Origin of the sequence: Parabacteroides sp. AD58 (genome assembly GCF_023744375.2) — a bacterium.
Lineage (GTDB): Bacteria > Bacteroidota > Bacteroidia > Bacteroidales > Tannerellaceae > Parabacteroides > Parabacteroides absconsus.
In genome coordinates, this window is sequence record NZ_CP146284.1 from 3,565,593 (window position 1) to 3,580,517 (window position 14,925).

At 40.9% G+C, this 14,925-nt stretch carries 8 protein-coding genes and 1 pseudogene; 1 reads left to right on the forward strand and 8 read right to left on the reverse strand.

All coding sequences use genetic code 11. From position 1 onward, the window contains the following. Position 1: 1 nt before the first annotated feature. The 8 genes and pseudogenes from dcm to NEE14_RS15140 form a co-directional block, all read right to left on the reverse strand. A complete protein-coding gene (gene dcm, locus NEE14_RS15105; protein ID WP_117706942.1) occupies positions 2–1,357 on the reverse strand; it encodes a DNA (cytosine-5-)-methyltransferase in 1,356 nt (451 codons plus the stop codon). After that, positions 1,358–1,567 (reverse strand): helix-turn-helix transcriptional regulator, encoded by a 210-nt coding sequence (locus NEE14_RS15110; RefSeq protein WP_117707015.1) that lies wholly within the window; start codon positions 1,565–1,567, stop codon positions 1,358–1,360. It lies immediately after the preceding gene. Between the two features lie 78 nt (positions 1,568–1,645). Continuing rightward, entirely contained in the window at positions 1,646–2,365 is a 720-nt protein-coding gene (locus NEE14_RS15115) for a hypothetical protein (RefSeq protein WP_251967445.1), read from the reverse strand. Positions 2,366–2,369: 4 nt separating this feature from the next. Continuing rightward, positions 2,370–3,890 carry an ATP-binding protein gene (locus NEE14_RS15120; RefSeq protein ID WP_251967444.1) on the reverse strand — a complete coding sequence of 507 codons (1,521 nt, stop codon included), beginning with the start codon at positions 3,888–3,890 and terminating at the stop codon, positions 2,370–2,372. A gap of 154 nt (positions 3,891–4,044) precedes the next feature. Next, positions 4,045–5,028 (reverse strand): hypothetical protein, encoded by a 984-nt coding sequence (locus NEE14_RS15125; protein WP_338578750.1) that lies wholly within the window; start codon positions 5,026–5,028, stop codon positions 4,045–4,047. A gap of 226 nt (positions 5,029–5,254) precedes the next feature. Next, entirely contained in the window at positions 5,255–6,697 is a 1,443-nt protein-coding gene (locus NEE14_RS15130; RefSeq protein ID WP_338578704.1) for an IS4 family transposase, read from the reverse strand. A gap of 83 nt (positions 6,698–6,780) precedes the next feature. Then, the gene (locus NEE14_RS15135) at positions 6,781–7,611 is read right to left on the reverse strand and encodes a hypothetical protein (protein WP_251968014.1); all 831 of its coding nucleotides are present in this window, start codon (positions 7,609–7,611) and stop codon (positions 6,781–6,783) included. Between the two features lie 581 nt (positions 7,612–8,192). Beyond that, a pseudogene (locus NEE14_RS15140) lies at positions 8,193–13,079 on the reverse strand (RecQ family ATP-dependent DNA helicase). Positions 13,080–13,559: 480 nt separating this feature from the next. On the opposite strand from NEE14_RS15140, the gene NEE14_RS15145 reads away from it, so the two are divergent. Next, the gene (locus tag NEE14_RS15145; protein WP_251968015.1) at positions 13,560–14,915 is read left to right on the forward strand and encodes a TolC family protein; all 1,356 of its coding nucleotides are present in this window, start codon (positions 13,560–13,562) and stop codon (positions 14,913–14,915) included. The last annotated feature ends 10 nt before the right edge of the window (positions 14,916–14,925 follow it).

A 14,925-nucleotide genomic window follows, 5' to 3' on the forward strand; every position in this document is an offset into this window, starting at 1 on the left:
ATCAGTTCGCAATAAGTTTTCTTAATAATCTGTCGGAAATTACCTTAATAACAGGAACACAGACAGAGTTACCTAATAAGTCAAAAGCTATTTCGTGACCATCTTTTCTATTTTCAAGATAATTAAGGTCATAGTCTTCATAACCAAAGAGCTTTAATCCTTCAGAAATAGAAAGATGACGAATACCATCACCATCGACTACACCAACTCTAGACATGTCCATAGCGACTAAGGTCGGAGTAATGTCATTTGAATCAAGGAACTGGCTATATTCGAAGCTCAGTTTTCCTGTTACAATATTATACCCTTTAGGTTTAGTCGCATCTGGTTCTCGCCTGTAACCGATATTCCCATTAGCCTCAATAAGTATCTTTTTCTTTGGGTGCTCAAAGGTGAGATAACCTTTCTTAACAAGATCGTCAAGCATTTCTGGAAGTCTGATGTCATTATAGAACGTTTGAATCTGTTCCAACGTAAGAGGCATACCGTCCATCCAATCAATACCGATAATTTGTGCCCATTTCTTTTTTCTACGTTCTTTTAGGAGTATATTAAGAAGTTCCTTCTGTTTTTTTGTCACTTTTCCTCGTAGCTCAAGATCCCAACTATGTATGTTCCTTGAACCACCACGCTTATCCTTGATATATTTGCCTTCAATTTCTTCAGGTTTGTAATGTTTGAGCAATGCTTTTGCAAAGTCCCCATTGTCTGTTGGTAGACCAGACTCCTTTACTTCACCAAATTTCTTGGACGAATGAGGTAAATCTTTCACATCTATTTTCCCCCTTGTCTTGTCTATACCAAGAATATATACACGTTTCCTTGACTGAGCTAATCCAAAATCAGCTGAGTCTAGCAATAATACCTCTACATTATAACCTGCAAGTTCCAATTTCGTTACGATGGTAGTAAGAGTCTTTCCATAAGGGCTTCCTTTAACCTCTCCTCCGTGCTTCATCAAACCTTCCACATTTTCTAGGATAAAGCCTGCGGGTTTCTGACCTCTCTGAGTAAATTCGTGAATGATACGTTCTATCTCGAAGAATAGTGTACCTCTTGTATCTAAGAAACCCAAGCCTTTTCCAGCAGCACTGAATGGCTGGCATGGAAATCCGCCGAGCAGAACGTCTATTCCTTCCGGAATCATATCTGCATGGACGTCATATATATTGTAGTCAACTTTCTCGTTTGGATATCTATTTTTGAGGGCTTCGATAGCAGCAGGTTTGATTTCAGAAGTGAGGGCACATTGTGTCTTGACACCTAAATCACTTGCGGCTTGTTCAAATCCAATTCTAATACCACTAAGGCCAGCAAATAAATCTATAAATGTATATTTTTCTTTCACTTTTTTCATTTACTTTTCCGTTTCATACAAATCTTTCAAATCACACTGCAGCACTTGTGATATCTCTATTAATTGCGGTGCGCTTGGTTGTGTAGTATTGGTACACCATCGGCTTATTGTCATTTTTGATACACCAAGCTGCTCTGCCAAATATGTATTTGTGATCATCTTCTCAGCCAAGACAACTCTAATTCTATTTTTATATACTTTCTTCTCCATAGAAAAAACATTTCCACATTTATGTGCAAAAATAAACAATTCTGTTTAATTCGTCAAGTGATATATACAGGTATGGGGCTATAATGTTTTCTTTTCTGTTTCTTCTTTTATCCTTCTCTCTCTAACTTTATCTACGCCCGGCATTTTTTTAGCCAATACACTTTCTCCTGCAGGAAAATAGATAGGAAAGACTTTATATAAGAAACTTACAATATCATTACGCTTCTTTCCCATGTTGAAAAAAGCAGAACAAACAAAATACATAAGATCTTGCTGACTACACGTATCTTTTTGCTGAATAGATATTGATGGAGCGATTATCAAGTCATGTTCTGCAAATGCGCAGGCACAGGCAAGAATAGCTTTCTGCTTTTCCTCAGTAAATACTTTGATTATTTCTGTTAACCATTCAAGTTCTCCTTTGAGAAGTGTTTTTTGCTTTTCATTTTGATGCTTTAATAGAGCATCTACATTTTTTTGTTGCTTTTCTGTCAAGGCATTTTCTAATGCTTGATTTTTTTGTTTAAGAAGATTGAACTTCAGCAAACCGGCAATGTACATACAAAAATATCCCACCGCAATATCGAATATTAAAATAAGCAGGTATTCTTCACTTGAAATTTGCGTAAACTTAGTCAAATATTCATTGATAGGAATAACGGCAAATAGCATGATGATGGCTATTACATAAAGCACTATATATCGAGTTTTATGTTTTACTTGCTGTAAAGAAGCAAACAAAAAGGCGATTACCAAAATGGCAACTATAACACTGAGTGGTATAAGATATATTCCCATAGGTCTATTCTTCTGCTTTAGGATTAATTACAATACGCCAATAGCCACCGTGATCTGCTCCCTCTCTGACAAGCAATCCTTTGGCTTTTAGATTTGCAATCTGCATTTCAATGGCTCGTTTACTGACCCCTATTTTTTCCGCCATCTTATCTTGAGATATAGAACCATCTGATATTACAAGGTCAAGAATGCTTTGTGCAGTCCGTCCCAATCGCTTTTGTTTCACCGAAGAATTTTGCAAATCACCGAAGGTTTTCACCGAAGATTTCTGTAAATCACCGAAAGTTTTCACCGAAGATTTTTCATCCATAGAGTACTTTTCTAGGCTGCTATTTACTCTGTTAGCCACTTCCTCTATAGGTATCCTTCCGTTCTCTCCCCAATTCAGATTATAGAATGTGGTATAGAAAGAAATTGCTTCCGTTTGATATTGTGGTTCTTTGCCCGGCAGGAAATTAGGCAGTTTCTCCGTAAGTTCCCGCATTTTCCTTAAGCCCGAACCACGTTTCTCCATATAGTCCAATTGAGTAAACATATCCGCAATAACTGGATTACGGCGCATGGACGGCACTTTGTATATGTCCCGGTCTTGAATTTGTGTACCATCAAGCATTGCACCTGGTGATACCAATTCTACTCGGTCATCATAGATGTCAATATGTACTTCACCACCCATTACTGTGTAGTCTCTATGGATAAGATGGTTTACCAACCCTTCAAAGATTGCACGATCGGAATAGTCGGGAAGGTTAAGTCGATAGTTCGGCATCTTCACCCATCCGCTCATGGTATAATTCTTGATGAAGTCCATACCATATTTCAAAAGCAATACAAGATTTGCCCGATGTTCCACGGAACTGATAGCATCGTCTTTATAAAGTCCTGTCCAACGGGTGCAGAAAATACGTGATTGGAATACAGTGCAATTATCCACAAACAGCAATCCGGCATTGGTCAGTTTACCGTCAGATGTGACAAGTCCGAATGATTCCAAATACTTATCATTCCATTCCTGATGGGTTTGCTCACGGAAAGTGTTGGCAAGGATAACGAAAGAATGTTTATTTGCAGCCACTTGTGTAGGCAGCGAATCCCAGGTCATGTGCGTACCCTTTAATACCAATGAAAGAAGTTGTTGCGAATTGCACTCTACACTTTCATTACCGACTCGTGTATAAGCTGTACGTGTTCCGTCTTGATAATAATAATATGGCGTCAGCGTTCCAGCCTTTACTTTTACTTCAAGCAGGTTACGTCCTTCATGTTCAATTGGGATAAGTTGTACTTCAGGTACTGGGTCAAGTCTAGCCTTTATCATTTCACTGATAAAGTCGGCATCTGCTTGCGGATTCTCCAAACCTACAATCACTCCGTCATCGTTTACTCCATAGAACAAGCTGCCACCGTCCGTATTGGCAAAAGCCGACACAGATTTAAGCCATGACTTTACTTTCTTACGCTCCAGCATTTCCTTAAAATCGTAAGACGAGCATTCCGCTATTAATGTATTGTTATGAATTTGCATCGTTTTCTTTTTGTTGTTTGAGGATAAAGCCCAAGTTCTATATACAAAGGTATGGATAAAAGTGGGGAATATGCTAAACTATAACGATATTCTTAATATCTATGGGTTTATGTGCAATACTCACTCCAACAGATTTCTATATCTCTAAAATATCTCATTTTGTGGTTGATAATATCCCTGTAACAAAGGCTTTTGTTGCGCACCATAAATCATCTTCAATTTTCAAAACTAGTATAGTTAAAAGTCGTAAGAAAACCAAATATGCGATATGATGTTTCTCTGTATCTTCTTCAGAAATAATGCAACCATGAGCATAGAGGTTTCGATATGCAAATCCATTGGTGAACTCCCCATTATCCATGTAGTAGCTAAAGTATCGTTTCTCCTCTTTCGTCAATAAATTGTCATTTTTTATAAGCCAACCTTTATTTAACATCTCATCAAGGTACCTCATTCCTTTTTCAGAATAATGCCAATAAGAACAAGCTCGATATTCCCATAGTGATTTTAGTATAATTTTAAAATCATTATCTGGCATAGATAGCTGTCCGTCTTTACTTTTTTTTATGACATCATGCGATAAAAGGAAATCTATGTTAGTTTTTTGATACTCTTCATAGAATTCATAATATACTTCTTCGTTATTTAATAAATCAAAAAGATTATGGTAATGCTTTTCCTTAAAGGGCTTAACATAACCAAGTAGAGTGTTAGAACCAAAAATGCAGTTTAGTATTACACGAATTTCTGAAGAGTCTTCATTAATTTCATAATACTTGTTAAGTAAAAGACTTTTGCCTTCTGTCATTTTCAAAGGCTTGCTTAACCTAATGATATCTTTGTCTATCTCATCATACTGAACATAGGTGTTATATTGTTTGACAACAGAATCTAGTTCAGGGAATAATATTCGGCATTTATTTAACCAACTATCTTCAATATTAGGGTAGTTCAATTTCAATGCAGGATAGCCATATTTGTTGAAAAGATGTACTTCGTAAAATCCTTTTAGCGTTTGCTCAAGAGACATGTTTAATTGAGCTAATACTTTGTTGTACCCACATATTTGATATAATGCCAAGTCGTTCTTTTGATGGAAATAGCTGTAATCTGGATAGGCATTTTTACTTTTATCCATAAAAGCAATCTCTAGTCCATCTATTTCGCTACTTTTATTGATGAGTTCCAATAGTCCGTGACGATTTATCCAATAGAATAAGGTTTTGCAATTCTCCACCAGATCTATAGAATTGCAGGAACGAATATACTTTATGCTGTATAAATAAGTAGGATAACCTCCTTCGACTCTATAGTCTGTTGGTGTTATATTGTTTTCTTAAGTTTCGCAAGTAAAGTGTAGCTCCTCAGGCGGCTGGTGTCAGCCTGTCGAAAGCCTGCTTCACAGCTTTGATTTGTTTATCGTTTGATATTACTTGTTCAGTCAGAACCATTGCATCACAGTTAAGTACCTCGGCAATGACGTTTATAACTTCTACAATCAGCAGCCAGATTTTTTCTGCTACTGAAAGTTCGACAGAGTTCTTTGAAATTTCGGCAAAGAGTCCTCCGATAGTTTCGTATGATTCATTGCGTTTGACATAACTGAGTATATTGTACTGTAGTACGCACAATGATATGCCTGCAATCTGTCCGGCGAAGTCTCTGCACTGGTTCTTTCCGAGTTTCAGGTTTTGCTTCATCTCTTTGTGAGCCACTTCGATAACCCATCTTCTTGAATAAAGTCTGAAGGCTTCTTTGGCATCAAGTTTAAGGTCAGAGGTAAGTAGAGCATTCCAGTTGCCCTTCTTGCCTCTTCTGTAAAAGAACAGACTGACCTTAATGCCGGAGATTTTAGCAGATACAGTTGCTGTGTAGTAACCGATTGAGCGGCTATACTTTACGTTCCTGGATTTCTGGAAAATCTTGATAAGTTCAGGCGCTGTCTTGTTTCCAAGATCTGTCTCATACTTGGTTTTGCCCATCTTTATCATTCCGATAAGGTGGCATCCAAAGTGCCTTGAGACTACGAACTTCAAAAGTTCAGAGCAGGTAAACCAGCTGTCAACAAGAAGATAATCGAAACGTACACCCTCTATGATTGAGCGTTTGAGCATACTGATGGCCGTCTCAATCTTACTTGCAAAATACTCAGCGCTACGCCTGGCAATACGCTCATCCCCTGAGTGTTCCTTGCAATAGCGAGCCTCCGTCTGTTTCTTGGATAACCCCTGTGGCTTATCGCTTCGTTTTCCCTCCTCTCCATGGAGAGAAAAGTCAAGGAGAAACTGGGATACACCATCCGTAAAGCAGAGGAACATTGCCTTGAAGCCAAGTATAGACTTCATTTGGGTATGAGAGAATACCTTGCCAATCTTCTCGGTCTTGAATCCGGTCTTTGGAAGGTCTGTATCATCGATGATGACACACCTGATGTCCGACTTCAATGTCGTCCTGCGTTTCACACGTGAATACAATTGCCTGAAAATCGAATAGATGATACGTCGCCAATTGACGTTGCCGTCGTTCATGAAACGATAGAACATATCTTTGTGGCAGACAAACATCCTGCCCAAAGCAGAAGACGAATAGTTGGCTGCATTTTTAATTGAAAAGAACGGGAACAGAACAAGCAACTGCAACACCTGAAGACAGGTGAATTTGCAATTCGGATTCTTAATTGACCCGATGACTCTACTTTGTATTCTTATGCTGTTCATAATGGTTGAGATGCTGTTTATTGCCTTGCTGGAGTCATTGTTTGCAAAAAACTCTTGGAGTTCACCGATAATATGTCTATTTTTGTTCATGGCTAAAGGGTGCTATATTGTTTGTTTGGCGACATTAATATAGTGATAATCATTGAATTATCAAACTCTTTAGCCTTTTTTTATTACATTATTTGAGTACTTGCGAAACTTGAATTGTTTTCATTAGAAAATGCGACAGCTAATTTATGCGAAATTTTAACAGTACGACTGTTGGACATAAACTCATCGTTTAACTTTTGAGCTAGACGTTCTGCTTTTACTTTCGTTTGGGGATCTAATACTAGTCCATTTTTGTCATCCTTATTCTGACAAATTAGACGGACATAATTTAAATTAGGGTCCTTGCTATCTAAATATGAGTTTATTATTTTAACCTTGTCGTCCATTGATAGATTTGAAGGAAGGTGAATTTTTCTATCAGTTTTATTGTCATGTTTGGCGATATAATGATTTATGAGAATCTGAGCCGTATTACTGTCTTCAAGCATTATCTGCCTTAGTTCTATTTTGAATTTTTCCACGACATTCCTGCAATGAAGTATTTCTATCAAGTCATTTTGTTTGCCTTTTGCTGTATTTTTTACAAAATTATTATCTATAACATTAAATAATTTGAATTGGTCAATAATATCCCAAAATGCTTGTCTGTAATCCCAAGCTAATGCATCATAGCAGTTCTCCAAAGAGTTTCTATTTATCTTGGCAAAGTGTTTTGCAATAATATCATTATAATCTTTTATATCTTCTTTGATTTGATTAAACATGACGTCTGACCAACATTTCAATCGACAATCATTATCTATGAGTTTCTTGATGTGGAATAACTCTATCACGTCTGTTAACGTAGAAGCTGGCTCAGATTTATACTTTATAATTGCTTTTTCTGCAAGTTCAAGATTATAATCGATGCTTAAATCATTCGGAGAATAAAAACATACTCGATTTTCCATCATAAATAAAAAAAGTAGTATTGAAATGAATGAAAATGCGTTTCTACAATCACGTGTCCATTCCCAGACTTATCTTCGTACATAAAAGCCGATATGGATTTAAGCCATGATTTTACTTTCTTACGCTCCAGCATTTCCTTGAAATCGTAAGACGAGCATTCCGCTATCAATGTATTGTTATGAATTTGCATCGTTTTCTTTTTGTTGTTTGGGGATAAAGCCCAAGTTCTATATACAAAGGTAAGGATAAAACCGGATATTCTGTTAAAATAGCCCCATTGATTTGATTATTATGTGTTTATATCACGATATTTATCAAATAAATCTGTACTTTTGCAGTAAAGAGCTGTGGTTGCTTATGGATGCTTATTTTCGGGTTTCCGCTATATTTGCAACACGTTCACGCAAGTTGCTCATACAGAGATGCTGTTGATTTTGAGGAAGTCAAGTAAGTAAACATTCATAACCGATAATATAAATAGGGTGTAACTTATTACTGAGTTACATCCTATTTTTTTGTGTGTTGTCGTCTTCTTTATTCAGAATAATGATGAGAGAAAACTACCTGTCGCTATAGTTTTCCTTTATGTATTTTGAATCCTGCATAGAACTAAATCTGCCAGAAGAACAGCCGTTTCTCGTTCGTCTTTTGTTGCCTCTTTCGGTTTCCAGGCTACGATAAAATGAACGGACGCTGCTTTCACTTCATAGCCTTTTTCTTTCCAGTCGGATACTGTTTTCTGCATATTGGCTGATAGCTTGGCGACGGCTTTGTTTTGGCTATTGAATAAAACACAGTCTTTGTACTTCAATGCTTCTCCACTCCGTAATGATAAGATTTCCCGCTTGAGTCCTTTGAAGAAATCAAGATAAACATCTTTGAGGGAAAGTTGCAGAACGATTTCTTCGGGTAAGGCATATTGTCGCTGATCAATCAGGTATTGATCTGTACTCTGCTGCTTAAAGCTGTTTCCGTTCGTATGGATGAACAATCGGTTTTTGGCCCGGGTGATTCCCACATAATACCGGCGCATCAGCTGGTCGGTTTTCGAATAATTGTCGGCAATAAGCATATAGACGTCGTCGAATTCTTTTCCTTTGGCTTTGTGAATAGTTGATACAACCACTTCGGCATCGGCGATATCACAGAAATCTTCTATTGACGATTCGAATACAAATTCGTTGAAGTCGCCTACATATTTGGCTTTGTTGGTTTGCTCAAACAATGTCACGCAATGTTTTACGTATGGCAGATTTCGGCTATTGGCATAAGCTGAGTAAGTTGCCTGTTTGGCTGCTTCCCATACTTCGTCCGGAATTAGAGGCGTGTTTACCCGTTGGTCGATATATTTGAGGAAGTACCTCATCTCTGCTAAGTTCCGGAAATGAAAACCATCCATTGACTGTATGAGTTTGCTGTTGATTCCCTGCTTCCTCAAGAGAGCTACCAGGATTGCTGCCTCTTCATTTGTCTGGGTAAGAATACACGACGTGCCATTCTTCTTGTGTTTCATCAGATTTTCTACGAGAGGCTGATACATATACTTAGACAAATGATAAGTCACTTCTACCCATCCTTCCTCTTCTCTCCTGGAGATAATCGGAGCGTTTTTCATCCTTTTATGGATGTTTTGAGTGAATTCGTTGGCGAAATCCACCAAATGCCGGGCACTGCGGTAATTTTCGGTCATTTCGATAAAGCGGCTTCCGGATTCTTGGGCGAGTTGGAACAGACATCCGGAATCAGAACCTCTGAATTCGTAGATATTCTGATCGTCGTCGCCCACGGCAATCACGCGCATTTCTTCGTTTTGAGTCATCAATGCTTTCACGAGTGCATACTCTTCTGTGCCCATATCCTGAGCTTCATCGATGACTAACACCGTTTTGCTGATTCTGTTAGGCTCAACTTCTCCCTGATTAATCATATCGGCCGCTTTGGCTACGATGTTTTTGGCATCTTCCAGATTACCGATCCGTCCGAGCAGATCAAAACAATAAGAGTGGAAGGTCTTGATCTCTACAAAATGGGCCGCATTCCCGATCAGTTCCATCAGCCGTTGCTTGAATTCGGTGGCAGCCGCGCGCGAGAATGTCAGCATCAGCAGCTGTTCGTGTTTGACATCTTCCAACAGGAGGAGCGAAGCGAGCTTGTGGACCAATACACGGGTTTTTCCACTGCCCGGACCGGCGGCAACGACAATGCAGCGGGATTCTTTATCCGCGATGATCTCCATTTGCCGTTTAGATAACTGGCCAAACAACTGCTTGTATTTTCCGGGTGTCAGATTCCTTTGTATTTCGTTTCCCCGTTCCCCTTTAAAATATTTGGAGATGAATTTCCGATAATCCATCTGGAAATAGTCTTGTACATATTGCAAAGCCGCGTTATAGTCACGGACCATCAGATTGGCATATTCCCCAACGATGTGTACCTGCTGAATCTTCTGTTTGTAGAATTCATTTAGCATCCGGTAGTCTTCTTGCTTGTATCGGGCCTTGTTGTCTTTGATTCGTTTGATGTCCATGGCATTGTAGAGAACCAGGAATCCGCCTTCCAGCTTGAGTGCGCCGATCTTCGATAAATACAGAAGAGCTTCTTCTACATCTTCCAGCTGAATATCCTTCAGTTCGCCGAACAGAGATTGCTGACTTGCCTTGATCTGGTTCAGCAATTCGACAACGGAAAACTGTATCGACTTGCTTTCTTCGTTCTCTTTCCTGGTTTCTGCCGCTAATTTATACAACCACTCTACGGCAAAACGGCTTATCTCCAATCGTTTCTCAAAACGTCTGATGGTCGTATCCATATCCAGGCGGCGCATAATCTCCATGTTATGAACGGCATCTTCTTTCTTCCGGGTATAACCTTTGATTGTGAGGAAGTAAAGCAGTGTCCGAATGTCTTTTTCTTTGGAGGTAATGATTCCGTCGTTTACGGCATTATCATTGAGCTGTTTGCAAGAAATCTGTAAAGACTCGTCCGGAATATGGCTGAGGATATATTGCTCCAGTTTGGCAAAGCGCTCGAGCAAGGTCTTTGATTTCCGTTCAGATTCGCCTGTATCCAGCAGATAAGCAGAAATATCCTTGCTGTCGGCCAATATGCCTTCCTGCCGCATCCGTTCTACGGCCGATACGACTTCACTTTTACTCATTCCTAAAATATCTGCCAGATAATCGATTCTTGATTCAGCTTCCGAATCCTGTGCCTTGGCTATATGCTTCTGCGAAATCAGTGACTTGATGATTCTGACAGCCTTCTCGATTTCATCCTTGCTGAATAAGATGGAAGCAGATATCCGTTTTCGGGCTTCTTCCATGTTTTTTACGGTGATACCGGTGGCATATACATGAGGCACATTGTTTCCTCTGACGAGATATCCGCTTTGTTCCAACGTCGATAAAGCGGTTCGCACACGGGTTTCTATGTCGGATACAGAATCGTCCCAGCCGGCTTGCCGGGCAATTTCCAACGCCGAACAGCAAACCCGCATCCGTTGTCTGGTGAGATCTTTCACGGCTTTCCAGACTTGTTGTATTTCACTGATGCTTAGTTTGGTCTGGTTGAGCAATATAAAATGCTTGTCGAGGTCGTTATCACTGTAAAGAACATAGCAACGTGCGTTCAGATGTGGATCCCGACCCGCTCTTCCGGCTTCCTGTACATAGTTTTCCAACGAATCCGAAATGTCGTAATGGACTACCAGTCCGACATCTTTCTTGTCTACTCCCATTCCAAAGGCGGATGTTGCTACGATGATGTGCACCTGATCGTTCATGAATGCCTCCTGATTGGCGATCTTTTCGTCTGCTTCCATCTGTCCGTTGTAGGGCAATGCCTGATAACCGTCGCGGGTTAATTTGGAAGCGAGCTCTTTGGTCCGTCTGGTCCGTGATACATAGACAATCGTCGGGCAATCAGATTCCACCACCAGTTCCCTTAGTTTTGAGTATTTATCATCATCCGTCTCCGCATGAATGACGGAATAGTGCAGATTTGTCCTGGAAGCCGTGGAAGCAAACAATTCCAATTCCACATTCAGCGTCTGTTTGAAGTAATCGCAGATATCCTGTATGACTTTCTGTTTGGCCGTCGCCGTAAAACAGGATACCGGTATCGGCGTTTTGCATCCTTTTCTCTGCTGATACTCGCGGATGAATTTACCAATGTAAAGATAATCTACCCTGAAATCTTGTCCCCACGAAGAAAAACAATGGGCTTCGTCGATGACAAACCTTACGACATGGCGCGCCATCAGAATTCTCTCGATGGTTTTGGAACGGAGCATTTCAGGAGCTATGTATAAAAGAGAGGCTTCTCCTTCCAATACTCTTTGGATGGATAGCGATCTCGTAATCGGATCCAGCAAACCGTTGATGGTAACTGCATCTGTAATTCCCCGGTCTGCCAGGTTATCCACCTGATCTTTCATCAGCGATTGAAGAGGAGAAATAACCACCGTCAGTCCATGTACGGAAACACCTTCCATAAGTGCCGGCAGTTGAAAGGTAAGCGACTTGCCTCCGCCGGTAGGAAAGATGGCAAGTAACGATTATCCCTGTACGGCTGCCTGGGCCGCTTTCTCCTGAAGAGGTTCACCTTCGTAGGTGCGGAACTCATCATACCCGAAGAAACGCTTCAGATTATAGTGTACATCCAGCTGGGTGTTGCAGTACGGGCAACCTTCCTGACAGCGCGTGTGCCGCAAAAGCCTCATCACATATTCTACTTCCGGATAGTTCCGAAGTACCCAGCCCGGAGTGATGGAACGATGATCTGTTGTATCGACCAGGGCCAAGGCATACGCCAGTTCGACAGGATATTTCTCGATGAGGGTAAGCAGGTCTGCCTGCTGGCAGATTCTCCCTTCATAAAAATCCCTGATCAGTTCAACCGGATCTATATATACCGGAGAAACAGCCTGCACCAGCTGTAAGAATCCTGTAAACTCTTCTTGGTCTTTGAGCAAATAAGCCCATATCTGCTGTTTCTTTTCGGGCAGGTCGTTCCAGCGGGCTACTTCGTCGAACAGCAGGTCCTTGGCTTTCTCGCAGTCGTTTACCGGATTATTCAGCTGTTCACTGACCAGTTTGTCGTCTTTCACCAGTCTGTGATACGGACGTTCGGGGAATAATAAAGGAGATACATAAAGCGTATCGACCAGTGGCCAGTGACAAGTCCGGCCGGCAAACAGGTATTTGGCATCATGATGGATGATATTGTGTCCGCAGAGATAATCGCTGCCGCGCAGAAAGTCAAACAGTTCTTCTTTGGATGCTTGATGAAAGATGGCGCCGTCAAAACGGAGTGCCCCGATGTCATGGATCTTATGATCCTGCAAACCGATTTCAACATCAACAAACGTACAGTGCGATGAGTCGGTTGACAGAGACACAGATTCCTTGCCGATGACATGATTCGTGTCATCTGCCTGCTTGAATCCTAAAAGTTTACTCCATATTGACATATATCTGGTATGATAATAACGCCATGCTTATCACAAAGATAACGTAATCCGGTAGAATTTATTGGATTTACCAAGCTCTTTTGACATTAAGGAATACCAGATTCGAATAAAGAACCCGGTACCTCCTCGTGTAAATCCTATTACTTTTTAATTGTTTGACATCTGTCGAAAAGCTTTTCCATATCTGTGATAAAGCTTTTTGACAACTGTGGTAAAGCTTTACGACAGTTGTGCTAAAGCTATCTTCTCGCTGGTTTCGGATGACTTGCTCACGGGATTGATATAAGTTTTCCTTTGGTTTTATCAGCCCTCCAGCCGATAAACGGTCAAAAAAGGACTTTACACCGTCAATCTATTTTACACCTTCTGTAAAGAAACTTTACACTTTTGAGAAATGATAAAATTATAATCTGTTAGAAACAAGCTTGTTATAATTCTGGCATGGTCGTTGTATTTTTCTTGGTGTAAGATTTTTGTTTTATGAAAAGAAAGATAATAATGACTTTAGTTTTAGGATGCTCTATCCATGCGGCCTGTCTGGCTCAGGAAGCGATGTCGTTGTATGCCTGTATGGCGTATGCGGTGGAAAACTCCTCGAAAAAGAAGATACAGGATGCCGACAATGCCGATGCGCTGGTGAGCCGGCGAGATGCGATTCTGAAAGCTTTTACACCGAAAGTGTCGGCCGGAACGTATGCTTATAGTAACTTCGGGCGTGCGGTCGACCCCGAAACCAATACGTACATCAGCAGTACTTCCTTTAATAATGGGTATTCGGTGGATGGAAGCATTACGTTGTTTGACGGTTTCTCGGCTCTCAATAATATCAAAATCTCGAATATCGCGGTGAAGATGGGTATCTCTCAGGAACAGAAGTTGCGGGATGAGATTTGTCTTTCTGTGATGGAGGCTTATTATAATGTCTTGTTCCATACACAGATGGTTGAGGTGATGGAATCGCAAATCGAGGCTGCGCGTTCCAATCTGACTTTGGTAAAGAAACAATTGGAACTGGGACAGAAAGGGCGGGCCGATGTGGTACAGATGGAAGCCGACCTGGCGGATCGCGAATACAAGCTGATCAATTCCCAAAATCAGAAGGACGAAGCTGTCCTGACATTAAAGGCCCTGATGCTTTGGCCCGTAGAAGAATCGCTTCCGGTAGATATGTCGGCGGTGAGAGATTCTTTCGAGTTGCCGGAAATCTGTATGGAATCTGCGGCCGAGATTACCAGCTTTGCGCACGAGAATAATCCGGCTGTCCGGATTGCCAAAGGAAAAATGGATCAGGCCCGGTATGAGTTGAAGACGGCCAAGTGGCAGTTTCTCCCTTCCTTGTCGTTGAACGGCGGATGGTCAACCAGTTATTATACCTATCCGGGACGGAAAGATTATCAGGCTGTTCCCTTTGGTACGCAGTTCCGGAACAATGGGGGCGAATACATCCAGTTGAGTCTGTCGATACCGATTTACGACCGCCTTTCGCGTCATTCCAATTTATCGAAGAAGAAAAACGACTGGCGGCGTGCTCAGGCGGAATATGAACAGACATTGCATGATGTGGAGTCCGAGATTTCCCGGGCGATACAAGACAGCAAAGGTGCTTTGGCGGCATTCTTTCAGGCCGAGAAGCGTTCGGTTGTACAAGAAGAAGCCTATCGGCTGGGCGAACGGAAGATGTTGCAAGGCCTGATTTCTCCGATCGAGTTTCAGACAGTCTCCAACGATTACCTGAATGCGAAGGCCGAACAGCTGAATGCCCGTTTCCAGTATCTGCTGAAGAGCAGTGTGGTTAGCTACTATAAAGGAATTAGTTATTTGGATCAATATAAATAGGAATAGAATC

Bases quoted from the DNA above. Each gene is read 5' to 3' on its own strand.
- NEE14_RS15135 (WP_251968014.1), bottom strand. From the start codon at position 7,611: ATGATGGAAAATCGAGTATGTTTTTATTCTCCGAATGATTTAAGCATC.
- NEE14_RS15125 (WP_338578750.1), bottom strand. From the start codon at position 5,028: ATGGATAAAAGTAAAAATGCCTATCCAGATTACAGCTATTTCCATCAA.
- NEE14_RS15145 (WP_251968015.1), top strand. From the start codon at position 13,560: ATGAAAAGAAAGATAATAATGACTTTAGTTTTAGGATGCTCTATCCAT.
- dcm (WP_117706942.1), bottom strand. From the start codon at position 1,357: ATGAAAAAAGTGAAAGAAAAATATACATTTATAGATTTATTTGCTGGC.
- NEE14_RS15120 (WP_251967444.1), bottom strand. From the start codon at position 3,890: ATGCAAATTCATAACAATACATTAATAGCGGAATGCTCGTCTTACGAT.
- NEE14_RS15130 (WP_338578704.1), bottom strand. From the start codon at position 6,697: ATGAACAAAAATAGACATATTATCGGTGAACTCCAAGAGTTTTTTGCA.
- NEE14_RS15115 (WP_251967445.1), bottom strand. From the start codon at position 2,365: ATGGGAATATATCTTATACCACTCAGTGTTATAGTTGCCATTTTGGTA.
- NEE14_RS15110 (WP_117707015.1), bottom strand. From the start codon at position 1,567: ATGGAGAAGAAAGTATATAAAAATAGAATTAGAGTTGTCTTGGCTGAG.